This is a genomic window from Kordia jejudonensis (assembly GCF_001005315.1).
In the GTDB taxonomy this organism is placed as follows: domain Bacteria; phylum Bacteroidota; class Bacteroidia; order Flavobacteriales; family Flavobacteriaceae; genus Kordia; species Kordia jejudonensis.
In genome coordinates this window covers 53473-68339 of sequence record NZ_LBMG01000015.1, presented here as the reverse complement: position 1 = coordinate 68339, position 14867 = coordinate 53473, and the positions used below count along the sequence as shown (strand labels likewise).

Below are 14867 nucleotides of genomic sequence, written 5' to 3'. Positions count from 1 at the left end.
GGAAAAGAAAAGTATCGAACTAAATTTTCACGTCGAACTCAGGTATATTTAATTAAAGATTTCACTCAGCATCCAATCGATCTTTTACAAACTCAACCTTTGTTTTACCATGTGGTAATGAATTTCCATCGGCGTCTAAGTTGACCATGACTATGTTATCAACTGTGATGATTGTTTCGAGGGTCATTTTGTTTCGCACTTCACATTTTAAGGTAATGGATGAACGTCCAAAGGTTGTTACTTCGATACCAATTTCGACTATATCGCCTTTTTTGGCAGAACTTTTAAAGTCAATTTCAGACATGTATTTGGTAACTACTTTTGGGTTTTCGAGCTGAATGACGGTATATAATGCCGCTTCTTCATCAATCCAAGCTAGCAATCGTCCTCCAAATAAAGTTCCGTTAGGATTTAAGTCTTCGGGTTTAACCCATTTTCGTGTGTGAAATCTCATGTTATTTGTTAATTTGTGTTTGTTGCTGTTCGTTATCAATTAGTTATTTTTTCAATCTTTCAATCTTTCAATCTTTCAATCATTTAATCATTCAATCGCATTCAAAACAACGTTTGCGGTTTTTCAGGTTTTGTAATCGTTTTAGGAACGGTTAATTTCGTTTGAAAACGTTTGTTTAGTTTTTTAATGAAGTATGCGGAAAGTAATGGCGATTCTACTTCTAAGTTTTGGTGAATGAAAAAGTGAATGTTTTGCAAACCAAAAGTTGTCCATTGTTCCAAACGATCAACCCAATCGTCTAAACGTGCATAATCGCTTTCATGATTTGCGCCAACATAACGAATAAATGCTTCGTTGTTGGTCATGCGCATGTGCATGATGTCGCGTCTTCCAGCCGTATCCACCAATACATTTGCAATATTATTTTCTTGTAAAAGATGATACAATTCGTTGGCAACTTTTTCATCGTTATACCAATCGGTATGTCTAAATTCCATCGACAATGGAACTTCTTTTGGCCAAAATTCGGCAAATTTCACTACACTGTCAAAGTCTTTTGGAGAAAAATTTGAATGCATTTGCAAAAAAATAGTTCCCAGTTTTTCTTTGAGATGTTTTACATTGTAAATATATAAATCGACCAATGCTTCCGTGGCTTGTAACCGTTTCCAGTGGCTAATTTCTTGTGTGATTTTTGGGAAAAATTTAAATCCTTTAGGAGTTTTATCACGCCATTTTTCAAATTGTTCGGCTGGGAACATTCGGTAAAACGTAGCGTTCATTTCGATGGAGTTGAATTGCGAAGCATAATACTGCAATTCATCTTTTGTTCCGCGTGGATAAAAACCTTTCAAATCTTGTTTGTTCCACTTTGCACAACCAACATAAATTGACGGTTTTTCATCATTTTTATACGCTTGTAAAACCACTTCCGTTTCTGGATGATTTTCGGGCATTGTAAAATCTATCAATTCTGGATTGGGCACTTTTCCAAATTTCATACCTAATTAATTTAAGCTATAAAAATACGGATTTCCTACAGGAAATAATACAGGAAGTTGCTTTTTAATCATGTTGATAACTACGTTAACAAGTTGTTTATAACCTGTTCATTATCAAGCCTATTATTTTTAATTTTAATAAAAACTTATTGTCATGAACGATCGAGAGAACGATTTGGTCAAAGCTAGACCTCAGATTTCCCCAAAATCAATTTCAACAAATATGTCTACTGACGAGCGTTTTCAAAATGCAACGTTACGACCAGTTATCAAACTACAAAGTCCTTTGTTAATTGCGGCTTTCCGAAATTATATTACGAAACGAAAGAATGTTTTTTACGATTTGTCTCGCGAAAAACGTTTGTTATATATTGAAAATTCTATCCAAAAAGATATGAAGTTTCGAAATTCTTTAAAAGGAATGATTATCGGGCAATTTACGATTGAAGAATATGATGTGTACATCAAAAATTCGTCTTCATTAAATAAACGTATGATGAATATTGTGACCGAACGCCTGAAAGATCATGTACTTCTTTTTGAGAAAGATGTCACACTAAGTGCTGTTGTTTAGCAAAACAAACAAACGTTAATCAGCTTAATTTCAGTTGTTTAATTTATTATTTTGTAGGTTTTTTTTCATATATTTAAGAGTAATTTAAACTTTAAACCCATGAAAAAAAGAAATCTAAAAAACTTAAAGCTAAAGAAACATACAATTTCAACCTTAAAAACCAACGTAGTTAAAGGTGGTACATTGGGACTTATTTGCATTACAATTTATTCGTATTTTCAATGTGATGATATTATTCAGACATCAGAAGATCGAAATGGAGAAAAATGTGATATCGCAACGGTAAACGATAGTTGTTTTTCATTTTGCGATGATATTTGCGACGATTTCTAATCTAACAAGGAAACACCGTTTAAATCGGTAGTTAGCACTTCGCTCATGTAATTAAAAAATGGGCGAATTGCTTTAAAATACGCATCTACTTCTGTCATAAAATTTGGCGAAATTACTTCTTTATCTGTTAGTTTTTTTGTGAAAATAAACTGCTTCTTCTTGATTAAATCAATGGCTTTGTGTTCTTTACTAAACCCTTTTGGAGCCGTTTTTACTTCGTCGCCAACAAATTCTCCCCAAATGTCTTTGAAAGCTTTTTTATTGATGATTTTTCGAATTTCAGCATCATCTATTTCAAATTCTTTACGAATTCGTAGCAAGTCTTCTTTTTTTGGTTCCCAAAAACCGGTTGCGATAAACGATTCATTATTGGGTGCAATATGTACGTAATAACCGCCACGTAATCTGGGTTTGATCCTGTGAAAACTTCCGCCAAAATGTGTTTTGTAAGGTGTTTTATCCTTCGAAAAACGAACATCTCTGTAGATACGAAATACTTTTACTTTATCAATTTGATCGTGTTTGTTTAAAAGTTCTCCCAATTGATTGTAAAATTGCTTTACTTCTCTTTCAATTTCCTTAAACTCGTCTTTATGTTCTGTAAACCATTCGCGGTTGTTGTTTTTACTTAGCCTTTTTAAGAATGTAAAGGTTTCTCTTGGGATTGTTTCGGTCATTTTCAAGGTTTTTGACTAAATTACGAAATAGTTTGCGGGACTAAAAATAATAATGCATTAGTTCATTACTTACTGAAATGTTTTGTTTTATAAATCAGTATGTAACATCAATTTAATATGATTGATTTAATTCATATTATAAGTAAATTTAGACGCGCTCTGCTATACTGCGGAAAAGAGAAGTATCGAACTAATTTTTTTACTTCGAATTCATATCATTTAAAATATTCAGAATTTGTTTCAAAGCAAGTTTTGCTTCTTTCATAATTGGTAGAAACGGCCAAATATGCACCATGTTTTCCCCTTCTATGACACTAAGTTTTACCGCAGCATCTTTTAGTTTTTCTAGTGCAATTTTTTGATCAGGATAGGTAATATCGCGTTCAGCTAAAAAGAGAATCGTTTCTGGAAATTGTTCAAAACTACCATATATTGGCGAAATCATGACGTTTTTTAAATCATACGTGCCAGCGCACATTTTTTTGGCACTTCGTATGCCAACTTTGGACAACATAGGATCACGTTGATCTACTTTTTCAATCGCTGTATTAGACAGTGTCGCATCAAATACTGGACAAACTAAGATGAGTTTGGATGGCAATTGCATTTTATTAGCAATCAATCGTTGTATTAATGCTGTGACTAATGTTCCGCCAACAGAGTCGCCAATGAGTGTAATTTCACTTGGTTTGTATGTTTTTAACGCAGTTGCATAGATTGCATCTATATTTTGTGAAATGTTATCTATTTTATGTTTTGGCGCTTTTGGATAATTGCACATCCAAATGGTGTAGTTCGTATGTTTTATAATTTCCTTTGCCGTATCCCAATGATGCTGTCCTGGTCCAGAAATAAACGCGCCACCATGAATAAATAGTAGTAATTTGTTCGTGCTTTCTGCTTTTCTAAGTTCTGTAATTGACGAATTTGAAACGTTAAAATTTCGTGTAATGTGTTGTTTGAAAAATTTACCTTTTGGTTGAAAAACGTCTTCTTTCCGTATTTTTTTGACATCAACTGGATCTTGACTAAAATTCTTTTTCAATCCTTTTAGCCTGATAACCAAAAGTGTAAGATAATATGATAAACTTTGTTTCATGTATTGGTTTTATGACAATTCAGGACTTGCATCTTGAATTATTATTTTTTCAATCTGTTCGTTTTGTGCTTTGCTTTGAACGTGTTTTGAATTTTCAATAAGTTGAACACTTACCAAACTAGGAAATATTTTTTTTGCTCTTTTAATCATCTTATTTCCAGGAAAAAAAAGGTCGTTTTTAGCCGCAAACAAATTAATTGGTGTTGTGATTAAATTTGCCATTTTACTGTGAATCACAGGAACTGGCGTGAAATCCATGTGAAAATGTAAAAATACTTTTGACAAAAATTTGACGGCAAATTCATCACGTTCGGTAAAGACTTTGAATAAAAACTTGTCTATATATTTAATGTTCTGAGTCTTTATAAACCTTTTCATCGGAATAAATATACTGAATAATGCGCGCAAAGGATTTCCATTTACAATATAAGCTGGCGCTGTTAAGTACACTTCTTTGATGTTTTTTTCGTTGAATTCAAGTGTTTTTAATATGATCAATCCGCCAAATGAAAAACCTGCCATCACTACATTTTTTAGTTGCAACGCATTGATGAGTTCTGTCATCCATTTGCCATACGAATCATCTTTCATTGACAGTCGTGTTTCAGCACTTTTATTCGGTTGCGCCAAAACATCTACTGCGTATACGCTAAAGTTTTTGTGCAAATTACGATACGTTTCTAAAGCAATTGGCGCACAACCATTAGAACCGTGCACTAGAATAATTGGCGGATTTGAGGTGTTTCCAGCCGTAATAATCGTCGTTTCGCCAAAAGAAGTTTGAACTTTTAGATATTCATATCCAATGTCTAATTCCTCTAGTTTTTGATTGTATAAATTTAAAATTTCCTGCTTTCCTTCTACAGTTTTGAAAAGTGATGTCATTGCTTTTGTTTTAATGCACTTGCCAAGAAAATAGTTTCTTTTAGCCGTTTTTTAATATAATTTATGGTCTGCGAATCATGGAAATTCCGATCCATAGAAACCAAAGTATCTGACTCAATCCAAAAATTTCTGTAAAAATATCCAATGGAAATACCGTTACAATTCCTGCAATACCTACAATGATTCCGAGAAAAATTAAGGGTTTTGAAAATTGTTCCGCTTTAAATGCCAGTATGCTTATGAGTAAAACCCAAATTCCACCGACAATTTCATTTCCACCACCAAGTCCTTCTGCAACAATACTGATACTTGACCAAATTTGCATTGCATTTTCAGGATCCGTACTTCCGATATTCAATACTGAATTGAGTCCAATATTGCTGATCATTCCACTCGCTATGACAAATCCAACCCAAATAATTCCAAAAATAAATGTCAGTTTTGATAGGTTTGGCGAATGTTGCTTGAAACGATTGTGAATCGCTAATACTAAAACTGCCAATAAAATTCCGAAAAGCACATAACTGATAAAGTTTACTATTGCTAATAGCGTATAATTGGTGGCTAAAAATGTCAATTCTTCTACTGTGCTGGCATTTTCACTTGGATACACTAACAATCCGCCATATACGATAAAAGCAAAAATGTAGATGATTCCTTCTGTAATGGCGCAAATTCCACCGATTTTTTGTAATCTTTTTGATTCCATATGTATGTTGTCTATAGTGATGACGAAATAATTTAGGTATTGTTACGTATAGCGTATTTTTAGTACGTGTTTAGTTTTTTCGAACTTCTTGATTTTTAATTGGTTCTCCACGAGCTACAAAAGTGTCATTTTCATAATAATTGAGAAATTGAGCAGGAAGTCCTAAACCTTCCAAATTGCCTGAAGTTCCTTGTAACTGGTAATGCAAATGTGGCGTATCAGAAGCGCCGCTGTTTCCAACTTGTCCAATTTCTTGACCTTGTACCACAAAATCGCCTTCTGCAACGATGATAGAACCTTTTTTCAAATGTGCTAGTATGGACGTTTCTCCATTTATGTGATCAATCTGAATATAATTTCCTCCAGGTTGATCGCTGTTGATGTTACTTGGTATATTGTCCTCAACGTCATTTACTACTTTTACTATTTTTCCACTTGCTGGAGCATTTAAACGTTTCCCGAAACAATAATGATTTTCATTTTGTCGCCAATCGCCTGAATAATGAATCTTTCGTACAACTCCATTCTCTAGTATTGTATCTTTTACCATCAAAAAATCAATAGCATAGCGTTCTCCTGCCCCGCGACTCGTAAAATGATGTGCGCCTTCCCTGTGCGTTTTTCCTCCGTTTACAACAAACCATTCTTCTTCAAACGGTAATTCTAGGTTTGTAATGGTTTGATAATTGGTATAAATATCCTCATCTAATTTTCCTTGATCGCCCATTAAAATGTCTGTACATGCTGTAAACACTAGACTGAGCAAAATACAAAGTGAATATATAAATCGTGTTGTTTGTTTCATATTGATTAAAATTTATAGTGAATTCCTAGATTAATTTGATGTTGAACTTCTCGGTAAGCATTTGAAATTTGAATTCTATCATAATTGAAATTATACATAGCTTTCAAATCGAAATGTTTGGAAAATTCGTATGTATATGCGGTCGTCCAAAATACACTTTGATATCTTCCGAGTCCATAAGCATTTTCTTCAAATGTGGAGGTTCGCCACATAAAAAATGGAAGCGTCAATTTGGATGAAATGGCTTGTTTTGTGTCTATTTGAAACGTAACACGTGATGCAATTCCTAATTTTTGCTGAACATCATACAGTTTCCATTGGTAAAAAGATGATACATTTGTTTGCGATTGCAATCCTAAATGAATGGTAAATCGGTTGTGAGTGTATATTCGCTTTAAAGAAGAAAAATTTAATACAATTTTTGAATACTCAGGAGCTGGCTCAGGAATTATATCGGACATTAAAGCAGTGTTTATATATACAAGTTGAACTTCAAACAACTTATTTCGTTTCGTTTTTCGCGTAAATCCTAGTTCGTAGTGCAATCCGTTATAATCATATTGAGCAACTGGCGCAAATGATAGGTTTTTTAAAGCTCCAAACGTATATCCTGTGGAAAATTCGAATTGATTTTTTTGTTCCGTAATGACTTCGTCTTGCGCAGTAAGTGCAATAGTATAGAAGCATACCAAAGCAAAAATGTATTTTTTCATGTGATGTATTTCTAACAAAACAACAGAAAAAGACGTTTTGAAAAATAATAACTTGACAAGCGTTGCATATCTGCTGACCAACGTTAGTAATGCCTTTGAAATAGATAAATTATGCGTTTATTTGTGTTAAATCTTTAACATGTATACATCTAGAATAGTCACGATAGCTGGACATCTACTTTTTTGGGCATTCAATTATTGGTTGGTGGCTTTCGGTTCCGATTTGAACTGGAATGGATTTTCTGCTGGTGATGGAAGTTTAGTGTATGCGTATTCGTATAGTTTACTTTTTAATGCCATGTTGTTTTATACACAAGTTTTTTGGCTATTTCCGAAAATATATCAGCAACAAAAAAAGATACTTTTTTATATTTTAAGTATCATCATTGTTGTTGGAGTTTCAATAATAGAGTCCTACGGAGATCGTTTTGTGTATGAAATGTTTGCCATTAACAAACCGTATTTATGTGGTTTTATAAGTAATATAATGGTGCATTGTATCTATGTAATTGCAGGTTTTTATTATGCGATTCAAGTTGCGTTTAAAAAGTCGGAGAAACTTAAGCAACAACTTTTAGAAGAAACGTATAAAACCGAATTGAAATATTTAAAAGCACAGCTAAACCCGCATTTTTTGTTCAATGGTATGAATAATATTTATCATTTAATTGGAAAAGATAATGCGCTTGCCAAAGAAACATTGCATCAATTTTCCGATTTATTACGATATCAATTGTATGAAAGTAATGCACATATTTTATTGGAAAAAGAGCTCGATTATATTTCAAAATACATTCAAATTGAAAAGACAAACAGAGGCGACGATATTCGCTTGGAATATATCATTTCATCTGAAAATCCAACATTGAAAATTGCACCCTTACTACTAATTCCTTTTGTCGAAAATGCTTTCAAACATTGCAGCAATCATATAGATAATGATGCCAATATGATTAACATAAAAATTGAAGAAGTAGACAGAAAAGTGCAATTACACATTACCAATAGTTACGATGAATTTTTAAATGAAGATGTTGCAGGCGGAATTGGGTTAGCGAATGTCAAAAAACGTTTATCAATACTCTATAAAAACAGACATCAACTCACTATTACAAAAGACAAAAATATACACAACGTACATTTAATCATCAGTTTATAAATGCAATATGAAACCACTTACTTGTTTAATTATTGACGACCAACCTATTGCAAGACAAGGTATTGCAGATTATTGCAACAATATTCCTTTTATACATATTGTTGCTTTGTGTAAAAATGTACTACAAGCAAATCATTACCTAGAAACGCAACATGTCGATTTGATTTTCTTAGATATTAATATGCCGATACTCTCTGGAATCGATTGGTTAAAAAAACTAAAAAATGCACCTTCAATTATAATGACAACAGCGTATGAATCTTATGCGTTGGAAAGTTTTGAATACAATGTGTTGGATTATTTAGTAAAACCGATATCATTTGAACGATTCCAAAAAGCCGTTGATAAAGTTAAAGCGTATCATTTGCATAAAAATGACCGTGAAGTATTATTTCTAAAAAGTGAAAAACAACTCAAAAAAATACACTTGAATGCGATTCTATTTGCAGAAGCTATGCAAAATTACATCAAAGTAGTCACTCAAAAAGAAACGATTATTACTCAAATGTCTTTGAAAAGTTTTAAAGATCAATTGCCTGAAGATCAATTCATTCAAACACATAAATCATACATTGTAGCCAAATATAAAGTTGATAAAATTATTGACAATAAAATTATAATTGGCACTACTGAAATTCCAATAAGTATACGATTGAGAAAATCTGTTTTAAGTAATTTCTAGTTGTGAAAATTTAAAAAAGAGAGTTTTACAAAGCAGTTTCAGAGGGAAATACTGCCAAACGATGTGTCCAATAATAGCTTTCCTCCCATCGTTTTTCCAATTCATAATGTGCGATCAGTTTATGCAAATAGGCTTGAAATGCATTTTCCACCACATATCGATATACATTTAACGCTTCATCTTTTCCGTTTAAATAATCAGCTACAGCATGACCGCCATAAAATCCTGAAGCCAACGCAGATGTGATTCCGTATGAAGATATCGGATCAAAAGAATAGGCAGCATCGCCAACAGCTAACCAATTTTTTCCATAAGGAATTTGCAAACAACTTGTGCCAGCAGGCATAATTTTTACAGTATCAATTTTTATATTTTGAATTGTTTTAGAAAGATGAACGGTCTGTTGTAATTCATTTTGCAGAAATGTTTCCATGTTTTCCTTAGCGGGAAGTAACACTTTGAGTGTAAAAAACATCATAGTGACTTCATTTTTAGCAAAGGGTGCTACATACCACCAACCATTTTCAGTAGCTTCCACACTAATTTCATGCGGAATTTTACCTGAAAGTTTTGTGTTGAACGTAATGGCAAATTGTGAATCTAAATTTTCTTTTTGTACGTCTAAATGTCTGCAAACGGAAGCTTTTCTACCAGAAGCATCAATGATAAATTGACTTTGCAAGGTTATAGTTTCTGAATCGTTTTCAATAGTTGCTACGATTTTGTCATTATCTGAAACTACTTTTTTTAACTTAAAACCTTTATAAAAATCTTGGTTTGTAGCTTGATACAGTGCTTGCAATTGTGTTTCAAAGTACAATCGATCTAACAAAAAACCATGTCCCAAACGATCGGAAATGAATTCTTTTTGTTCCAACTGATTGCTTCCCCAACAACTTTTGTTTCCATAATATACTTTGTGCTTTTCATGTTGTACCAAGGTTTCTATCCCAAGTTGTTTTAGCAAAGGCTTTGCATTTGGTGGAATGGCTTCTCCAGATTTCCGAACAGGAGATGCATGTGCTTCTACAACGCAACAACGAATTCCTCTAGCGTGCAACGTTATAGCGGTGGCGATTCCTGCTGGACCGCCACCGATTATAAGTACTTGACATGTTTGTTTATCGTTCGCCACGAGAAAGTCTTCTACGTTTTCTATTACTACTTTCTGAATGGGAAGCCGCTGTTGTTTCGTCTAATATGTTTTCTGTTGCCAACAATCCTGCTTTTTTAGCTTTTGGAGCTAAATCGTCCGAAATAGTTTCAGCGCGAACCACTTGGGCAAAAGTTGGATCATGTTCGCCAAATTTTCGTCCAGTTTCTTTCCAAACGGTATCTGGCAAAAATCCTTCTTTGTTGTTTGCAGCTTTAGTTTCCGTTTTTGCTATAATTCCAAGTTCATGCCATTCAGCAATCATATGATTTATTTTACTTTGATACACCGTTCCTAAATCGCGCAACCAATCTTGACGGTAATCAAAATGCTTTAAACGCTGTGCAATGTTTAGTTTTCCAGCTTCAATACTACGTTGGTAACTGTCTTCACTTAATACCTGATTTGGTACACGTGCCGCCCAAAATGAAGGCAATGGCAAGTATGTTGTAACATCATAACCTGATAAACAACTTGCTTCATCCGTTTGCCAAGGAACTCCTAGCCAACGTGTTAACGAACCTGGACCGCTTTGTTGTAATGGTCCTAACTTTTCGTTACCATCTTTGTCTTGAAGTTTTACTTTTCCAAGAACGATCGCTGGCGATAATAAAGGACCAAAATCTAAATCGGTTGGTTCGCCTTCGTCTACGACATTTAAACGATACGGTTTTTTCCACATTTCTTTCACGCGCATTGGCCAAGTCAATTCAATTCCTGGGTGAAATGGTCCGCCCAAACATTCTTCCATTGGTGCCTGATTTAGCGCATTGATTTGTTCTGCTGGCGATAATTGTTCAAAAGGCACATATTTTTGAGGTTTTCCTGTCGTAAATTCTCCTTTTGCCCATTTTTTCAAACGTCCATATTGTGTTCGTGTAATTGGTAAGTCTACAATGGCAATTTCTTCATATTCTCCAAAACCATCTCCATAAAATGGTGGCACTTTATCAGGCGCATATTCGTTGGCATCTGGATTTCTAAACCATTCAAATACACGTTCACGTAACGTCTTACTTGCATCTGAAGGATCAGAAAGTTGCTTTACAAATGCAGGATTTGAAAAGTCTGACGGAGAATTTTTCCCAAATAACATAAAGAATCCTGAGTTTACCCATTGTGTGTCCGTCATGCGTGCTAACATTGGATAAATATGTTCATAAAACACAACTCCTTTTGCCGCAGGATCAGGATAATTCATTTCACGAATAAATAGATCTTGTACGACATCATTCATGGTAACAACTCCGTACAATCCAGGTCCGAAATTTGGCGGCGTTACGGCTACATTTGCCGGTTCTGCCTGAAACTCTTTTCCATCAATGTTTACTGTTGCGCGTATTACTCCATCGCACGTATCATCATGCCAACCTTCGTTGTTTGCAAATGTAATTGCAGGTTCATTATCTTTTGAAGCCGAATCGCCATCGCCACCAAAAAATAACAATCGTCCTTCTTCATCAGTTTCTACATGACCAAGTTTTACTTTTTTACCAAAGAATTTTCCATCATCGAAATCATATTTTTTTCCTTTGGTATTTTTTCCTGTGATTGCTACTGGACTAGGCAAAATAGCCAATTGATCTCTATCGGACACATCTGAATTACGATATTTAGACGGAATTCCAGCGCCAGATAAATCCAAAGCATTGTTAAACATATACCAAGCCGATTTTACATTGGCAACTTGCAAACGCCAATGAATATTGCTGTCTTTCGTTTCTGTGATTTCGCCTAACACTTTTCCGTTTTTGTCAAAAGCATAGATTCTAAACCGTGCAACTTGTTTTTTTACACGTCCTTTTTTGTCTTTATAACCGCCTTTTGGAGCGAGTTCTACACCTGGAATGTCAGGAGCAAAAAAGTATTTTTTTGAGTTTCCAATACGTGCAATTCCGATTGGCGGATAAATTGCAACACTGCTAATTTCTTTTGTATTCATGGTTTTGGGTTAATTTATATAATGGTTTTTCTAGTTCTGAAATGATTTAATGGATCTTTGGAATAGTCCTTTTTAATTTGAATTAAATCTTCATAATTCTCTCCAAAGTACGTTTTTGTCGGGATTGATGCATCCTTGAAACTGATAAATGCGCCTCCAGAATTTTCTATGGTAAAGTCGCGACATACTTGCATCCAGTCTAAAGCTCGGTTAGTTCTGTTGTAAACTACATTGTCTTGCTCCTGCTCTTTTTGAAGCAATTCCGTATTCCACCATGTTTGATATTGAATGGTATATGCGTTGTTTTTGTAAGGAAAAGCACTTCTTTTCTTTGCTTCTTCTGACATATTATCATAGAATTCTCCAGCAATAGCGCCCAAAGTAATATACGTAAATAAACCATATTTACGATTGTCGTCTAAAATCAATTTTGATGTTAAAGAAGTTATAAGTTGATCAGCACCTTTGCTTCCTAATCCGTTTTTTGCAGCCAAACGTGACGTTATTTTGTGTGGTGCTGGCGCATCAAGGTCTGGTGGTAATGGTTTTTTTGTGGATGAAAGTTCAAATTGATTTGAAACGGTGTCCATTTCACTATTTTTAGCAAAATTCTCTCCTATTTTGTAGATTCTATCATAGGTTTCTGCGTTTGTATTTGTATCATTTTCTGCTATTGTATCAACTTCATCAAAACGGATACTTCTGCTAATTGCGCTGTAAGACATTCGATCCCATTCGCTCATTAAACCATCATCTGCATAGTCTAAACGCTGTCCGCCTTTACCAATGACACGTAATTCTTCTGGCAGTACATTTTTATAGGATGTTTTTACAAAAGGAATTAAACTTTCTTCAGAACCGTCCCAATATCCGTACATAATACAGTTGTGAATTTCTTCTTCAGGATTAAAATCTTCTAAATTTCCCTGTAAATGTTTACCAGAAACTTTAAGATTTGTTCCTATCAGCTGATCGTTTGTAAATTTATCTTCTGGAGATTTTTGCACCTTGTTCATTATTACATTTTCCCAAGCTTGTAATACTTCTTTTGTGCGTTTGTTTCCTCTTAGTACGCAAGGATCATGATCTGCATACGGATTCCATTCGAGTTCAAATTTGATGAGTTTTTTAGGCAATCGGAATACTTTTAGCTCCAATTCGGTTACTATTCCGTAACTCATTCCGCCACCGCCTTTTAATGCCCAAAGCAGGTCTTTTTTATCGCTATCTTCTGCATAAATTTGTACTATTTCTCCATTTCCTAACACAACAGTTGCGCCTACTAATCCTTCACAATTCATTCCGTGTTTACGCGTCCAAGGTCCCCAACCGCCACCAAAGGTAAATCCTGCGACACCAACAGTTGCGCAGGTTCCGTGCGGAATCATGACATCGTTGAAAGCAAGTTGTGGCGTTAAGTCTTTGAAACGAATTCCAGGTCCGATGCGAGCATATTTTTTATCATGACTTACATGTACATGATTGATTCGTGTCATGTCTAATAAAATAACATCTGTTCCTGAGCATTCTGCTTCATGATCGTGTCCGCCAGATCGAACTCTGATTGGTAAGTTATTCGCAATTGCATCTTTGTATACACGTTGCACATCTTCTGTAGATTCACAAAAAATAATTGCAAAAGGTTTTAACTGAAATCTTCGATTGAACACCTGACTTGCTTTGTTGTATGCTATTTGATCGATTAGATTTCCTTCTGGTGTTTGAATTTGGTCACAGTTGAGATAACCACGCAATCCGTTGAGGAAATTATATACATTTCGCATGTTTACAACAACATTATTTTCTCCAATTACTAGTTCGGCTTTCGTTGTTAATGCTACGTTTTCCTTGATGGATAAATCGTCAACAAGGTCTTTTTCAGAGATTGCTGTAAGTACAGTATTAAATCTGTTTAGATTTTTAATGACTTTAATTGTCGTGCTTCCGCTTTTATTTTCATAACAAAATTCACGGTTGATAACAGAAAGTAGTCCGTTTGTTAGACATATAGTTGTTTCTTCATGTACAGGAATTTTTGTTGGAATGTGTTTTGGATAATTTTCTGGATTTTTTAAGTGAAGCGTCTCAAATGAAGTATTTCTAATCTTTATTGTGACTGATAAACCTAAGTTATCGGGCAACACAGTATCTAATAATTTATCTGTGAAATCGACAATGGTAATCAGTCCTTCACTATCTGAAATTTCCTCATTTGTAGCAATAGCCGTTATTTCATGTGCAAGCAACGCTTTATTCCATACGGCTACTTGACTGATATTTCCAGTGAAAAATTCTCCAATTTTGAAAGTATCTTGAATTTGTTTGTTGTATAAGTCATTCGTGCTACTTTCAATATTTAGATCAAAATCATTTATATATAGATATAAAAATCGATCCGTTTTTACGGCTGTTATATGATACCATTCATTATCAAGTACCGAAATATTTGTAGCTGTAATTTTTTGTGCATGTTCTTTTTCAAATACGGTAAATTCAATGTTTCCTTGAGGATTTATGTGTAATGAAAATGAGGATTGATTCGTGTATTTGGAGAGAATTTCGCCATTTTTTTCGGTTTTTATCCAACATTGTAGTGTAAAATCAGAATTTTGAAAGTCATTTGTATTTAATTGATTGTCTGTTTGATAGTCTTGTCCTGAGAAATTATAGGAATGATTCAT

The 14867-nt window shown here is 34.2% G+C and carries 15 protein-coding genes; 4 read left to right on the top strand and 11 right to left on the bottom strand.

Annotation, left to right across the window (positions count from 1 at the left end):
• Nucleotides 1-61 precede the first annotated feature (61 nt).
• Nucleotides 62-454, bottom strand: a complete 393-nt coding sequence (locus AA089_RS10115; protein ID WP_046756831.1) for an acyl-CoA thioesterase — start codon at nucleotides 452-454, stop codon at nucleotides 62-64.
• Nucleotides 455-555: 101 nt separating this feature from the next.
• Nucleotides 556-1455: a DUF72 domain-containing protein gene (locus AA089_RS10110; protein WP_046756823.1), complete on the bottom strand. Its 900-nt coding sequence runs from the start codon at nucleotides 1453-1455 to the stop codon at nucleotides 556-558.
• A gap of 154 nt (nucleotides 1456-1609) precedes the next feature.
• On the opposite strand from AA089_RS10110, the gene AA089_RS10105 reads away from it, so the two are divergent.
• Both AA089_RS10105 and AA089_RS10100 read left to right on the top strand, forming a co-directional pair.
• Nucleotides 1610-2029, top strand: a complete 420-nt coding sequence (locus tag AA089_RS10105; RefSeq protein WP_046756822.1) for a hypothetical protein — start codon at nucleotides 1610-1612, stop codon at nucleotides 2027-2029.
• 99 nt (nucleotides 2030-2128) lie between these two features.
• Nucleotides 2129-2362, top strand: a complete 234-nt coding sequence (locus AA089_RS10100; RefSeq protein WP_046756821.1) for a hypothetical protein — start codon at nucleotides 2129-2131, stop codon at nucleotides 2360-2362.
• Here the strand turns inward: AA089_RS10100 and AA089_RS10095 are convergent.
• The 6 genes from AA089_RS10095 to AA089_RS10070 all read right to left on the bottom strand — a co-directional run bounded on the left by AA089_RS10095 (nucleotide 2359) and on the right by AA089_RS10070 (nucleotide 7250).
• A complete protein-coding gene (locus AA089_RS10095; RefSeq protein ID WP_046756820.1) occupies nucleotides 2359-3039 on the bottom strand; it encodes a DUF2461 domain-containing protein in 681 nt (226 codons plus the stop codon). The two genes, AA089_RS10100 and AA089_RS10095, sit on opposite strands and share 4 nt — an antisense overlap.
• A 199-nt stretch (nucleotides 3040-3238) precedes the next feature.
• Nucleotides 3239-4138 (bottom strand): alpha/beta hydrolase, encoded by a 900-nt coding sequence (locus tag AA089_RS10090; protein WP_046756819.1) that lies wholly within the window; start codon nucleotides 4136-4138, stop codon nucleotides 3239-3241.
• Between the two features lie 9 nt (nucleotides 4139-4147).
• The gene (locus AA089_RS10085; protein ID WP_046756818.1) at nucleotides 4148-5023 is read right to left on the bottom strand and encodes an alpha/beta fold hydrolase; all 876 of its coding nucleotides are present in this window, start codon (nucleotides 5021-5023) and stop codon (nucleotides 4148-4150) included.
• A gap of 61 nt (nucleotides 5024-5084) precedes the next feature.
• Nucleotides 5085-5732 carry a DUF4386 family protein gene (locus AA089_RS10080; protein ID WP_046756817.1) on the bottom strand — a complete coding sequence of 216 codons (648 nt, stop codon included), beginning with the start codon at nucleotides 5730-5732 and terminating at the stop codon, nucleotides 5085-5087.
• A 70-nt stretch (nucleotides 5733-5802) separates the two neighbouring features.
• Nucleotides 5803-6537: a M23 family metallopeptidase gene (locus AA089_RS10075; RefSeq protein WP_053002322.1), complete on the bottom strand. Its 735-nt coding sequence runs from the start codon at nucleotides 6535-6537 to the stop codon at nucleotides 5803-5805.
• A 5-nt stretch (nucleotides 6538-6542) separates the two neighbouring features.
• Nucleotides 6543-7250, bottom strand: coding sequence for a hypothetical protein (locus AA089_RS10070; protein ID WP_046756816.1), 708 nt, complete (start codon nucleotides 7248-7250; stop codon nucleotides 6543-6545).
• Nucleotides 7251-7389: 139 nt separating this feature from the next.
• Between AA089_RS10070 and AA089_RS10065 the strand changes: the two genes are divergently transcribed.
• Nucleotides 7390-8409 (top strand): sensor histidine kinase, encoded by a 1020-nt coding sequence (locus AA089_RS10065; protein ID WP_046756815.1) that lies wholly within the window; start codon nucleotides 7390-7392, stop codon nucleotides 8407-8409.
• Nucleotides 8410-8416: 7 nt separating this feature from the next.
• Nucleotides 8417-9091, top strand: coding sequence for a LytR/AlgR family response regulator transcription factor (locus AA089_RS10060; RefSeq protein WP_046756814.1), 675 nt, complete (start codon nucleotides 8417-8419; stop codon nucleotides 9089-9091).
• A gap of 25 nt (nucleotides 9092-9116) precedes the next feature.
• Here AA089_RS10060 and AA089_RS10055 read toward each other — a convergent pair whose 3' ends face one another.
• Genes AA089_RS10055 through AA089_RS10045 form a run of 3 tightly spaced genes read right to left on the bottom strand, consistent with a single transcriptional unit; the run spans nucleotide 9117 to nucleotide 14867 of the window.
• Complete coding sequence (locus AA089_RS10055; protein WP_046756813.1) at nucleotides 9117-10226, bottom strand: NAD(P)/FAD-dependent oxidoreductase; 1110 nt, start codon at nucleotides 10224-10226, stop codon at nucleotides 9117-9119.
• Entirely contained in the window at nucleotides 10213-12186 is a 1974-nt protein-coding gene (locus AA089_RS10050) for a LodA/GoxA family CTQ-dependent oxidase (RefSeq protein WP_046756812.1), read from the bottom strand. Before AA089_RS10050 ends, AA089_RS10055 begins: the two co-directional genes overlap by 14 nt.
• Nucleotides 12187-12200: 14 nt before the next feature.
• Nucleotides 12201-14867, bottom strand: coding sequence for an FAD-binding protein (locus AA089_RS10045; RefSeq protein WP_053002321.1), 2667 nt, complete (start codon nucleotides 14865-14867; stop codon nucleotides 12201-12203).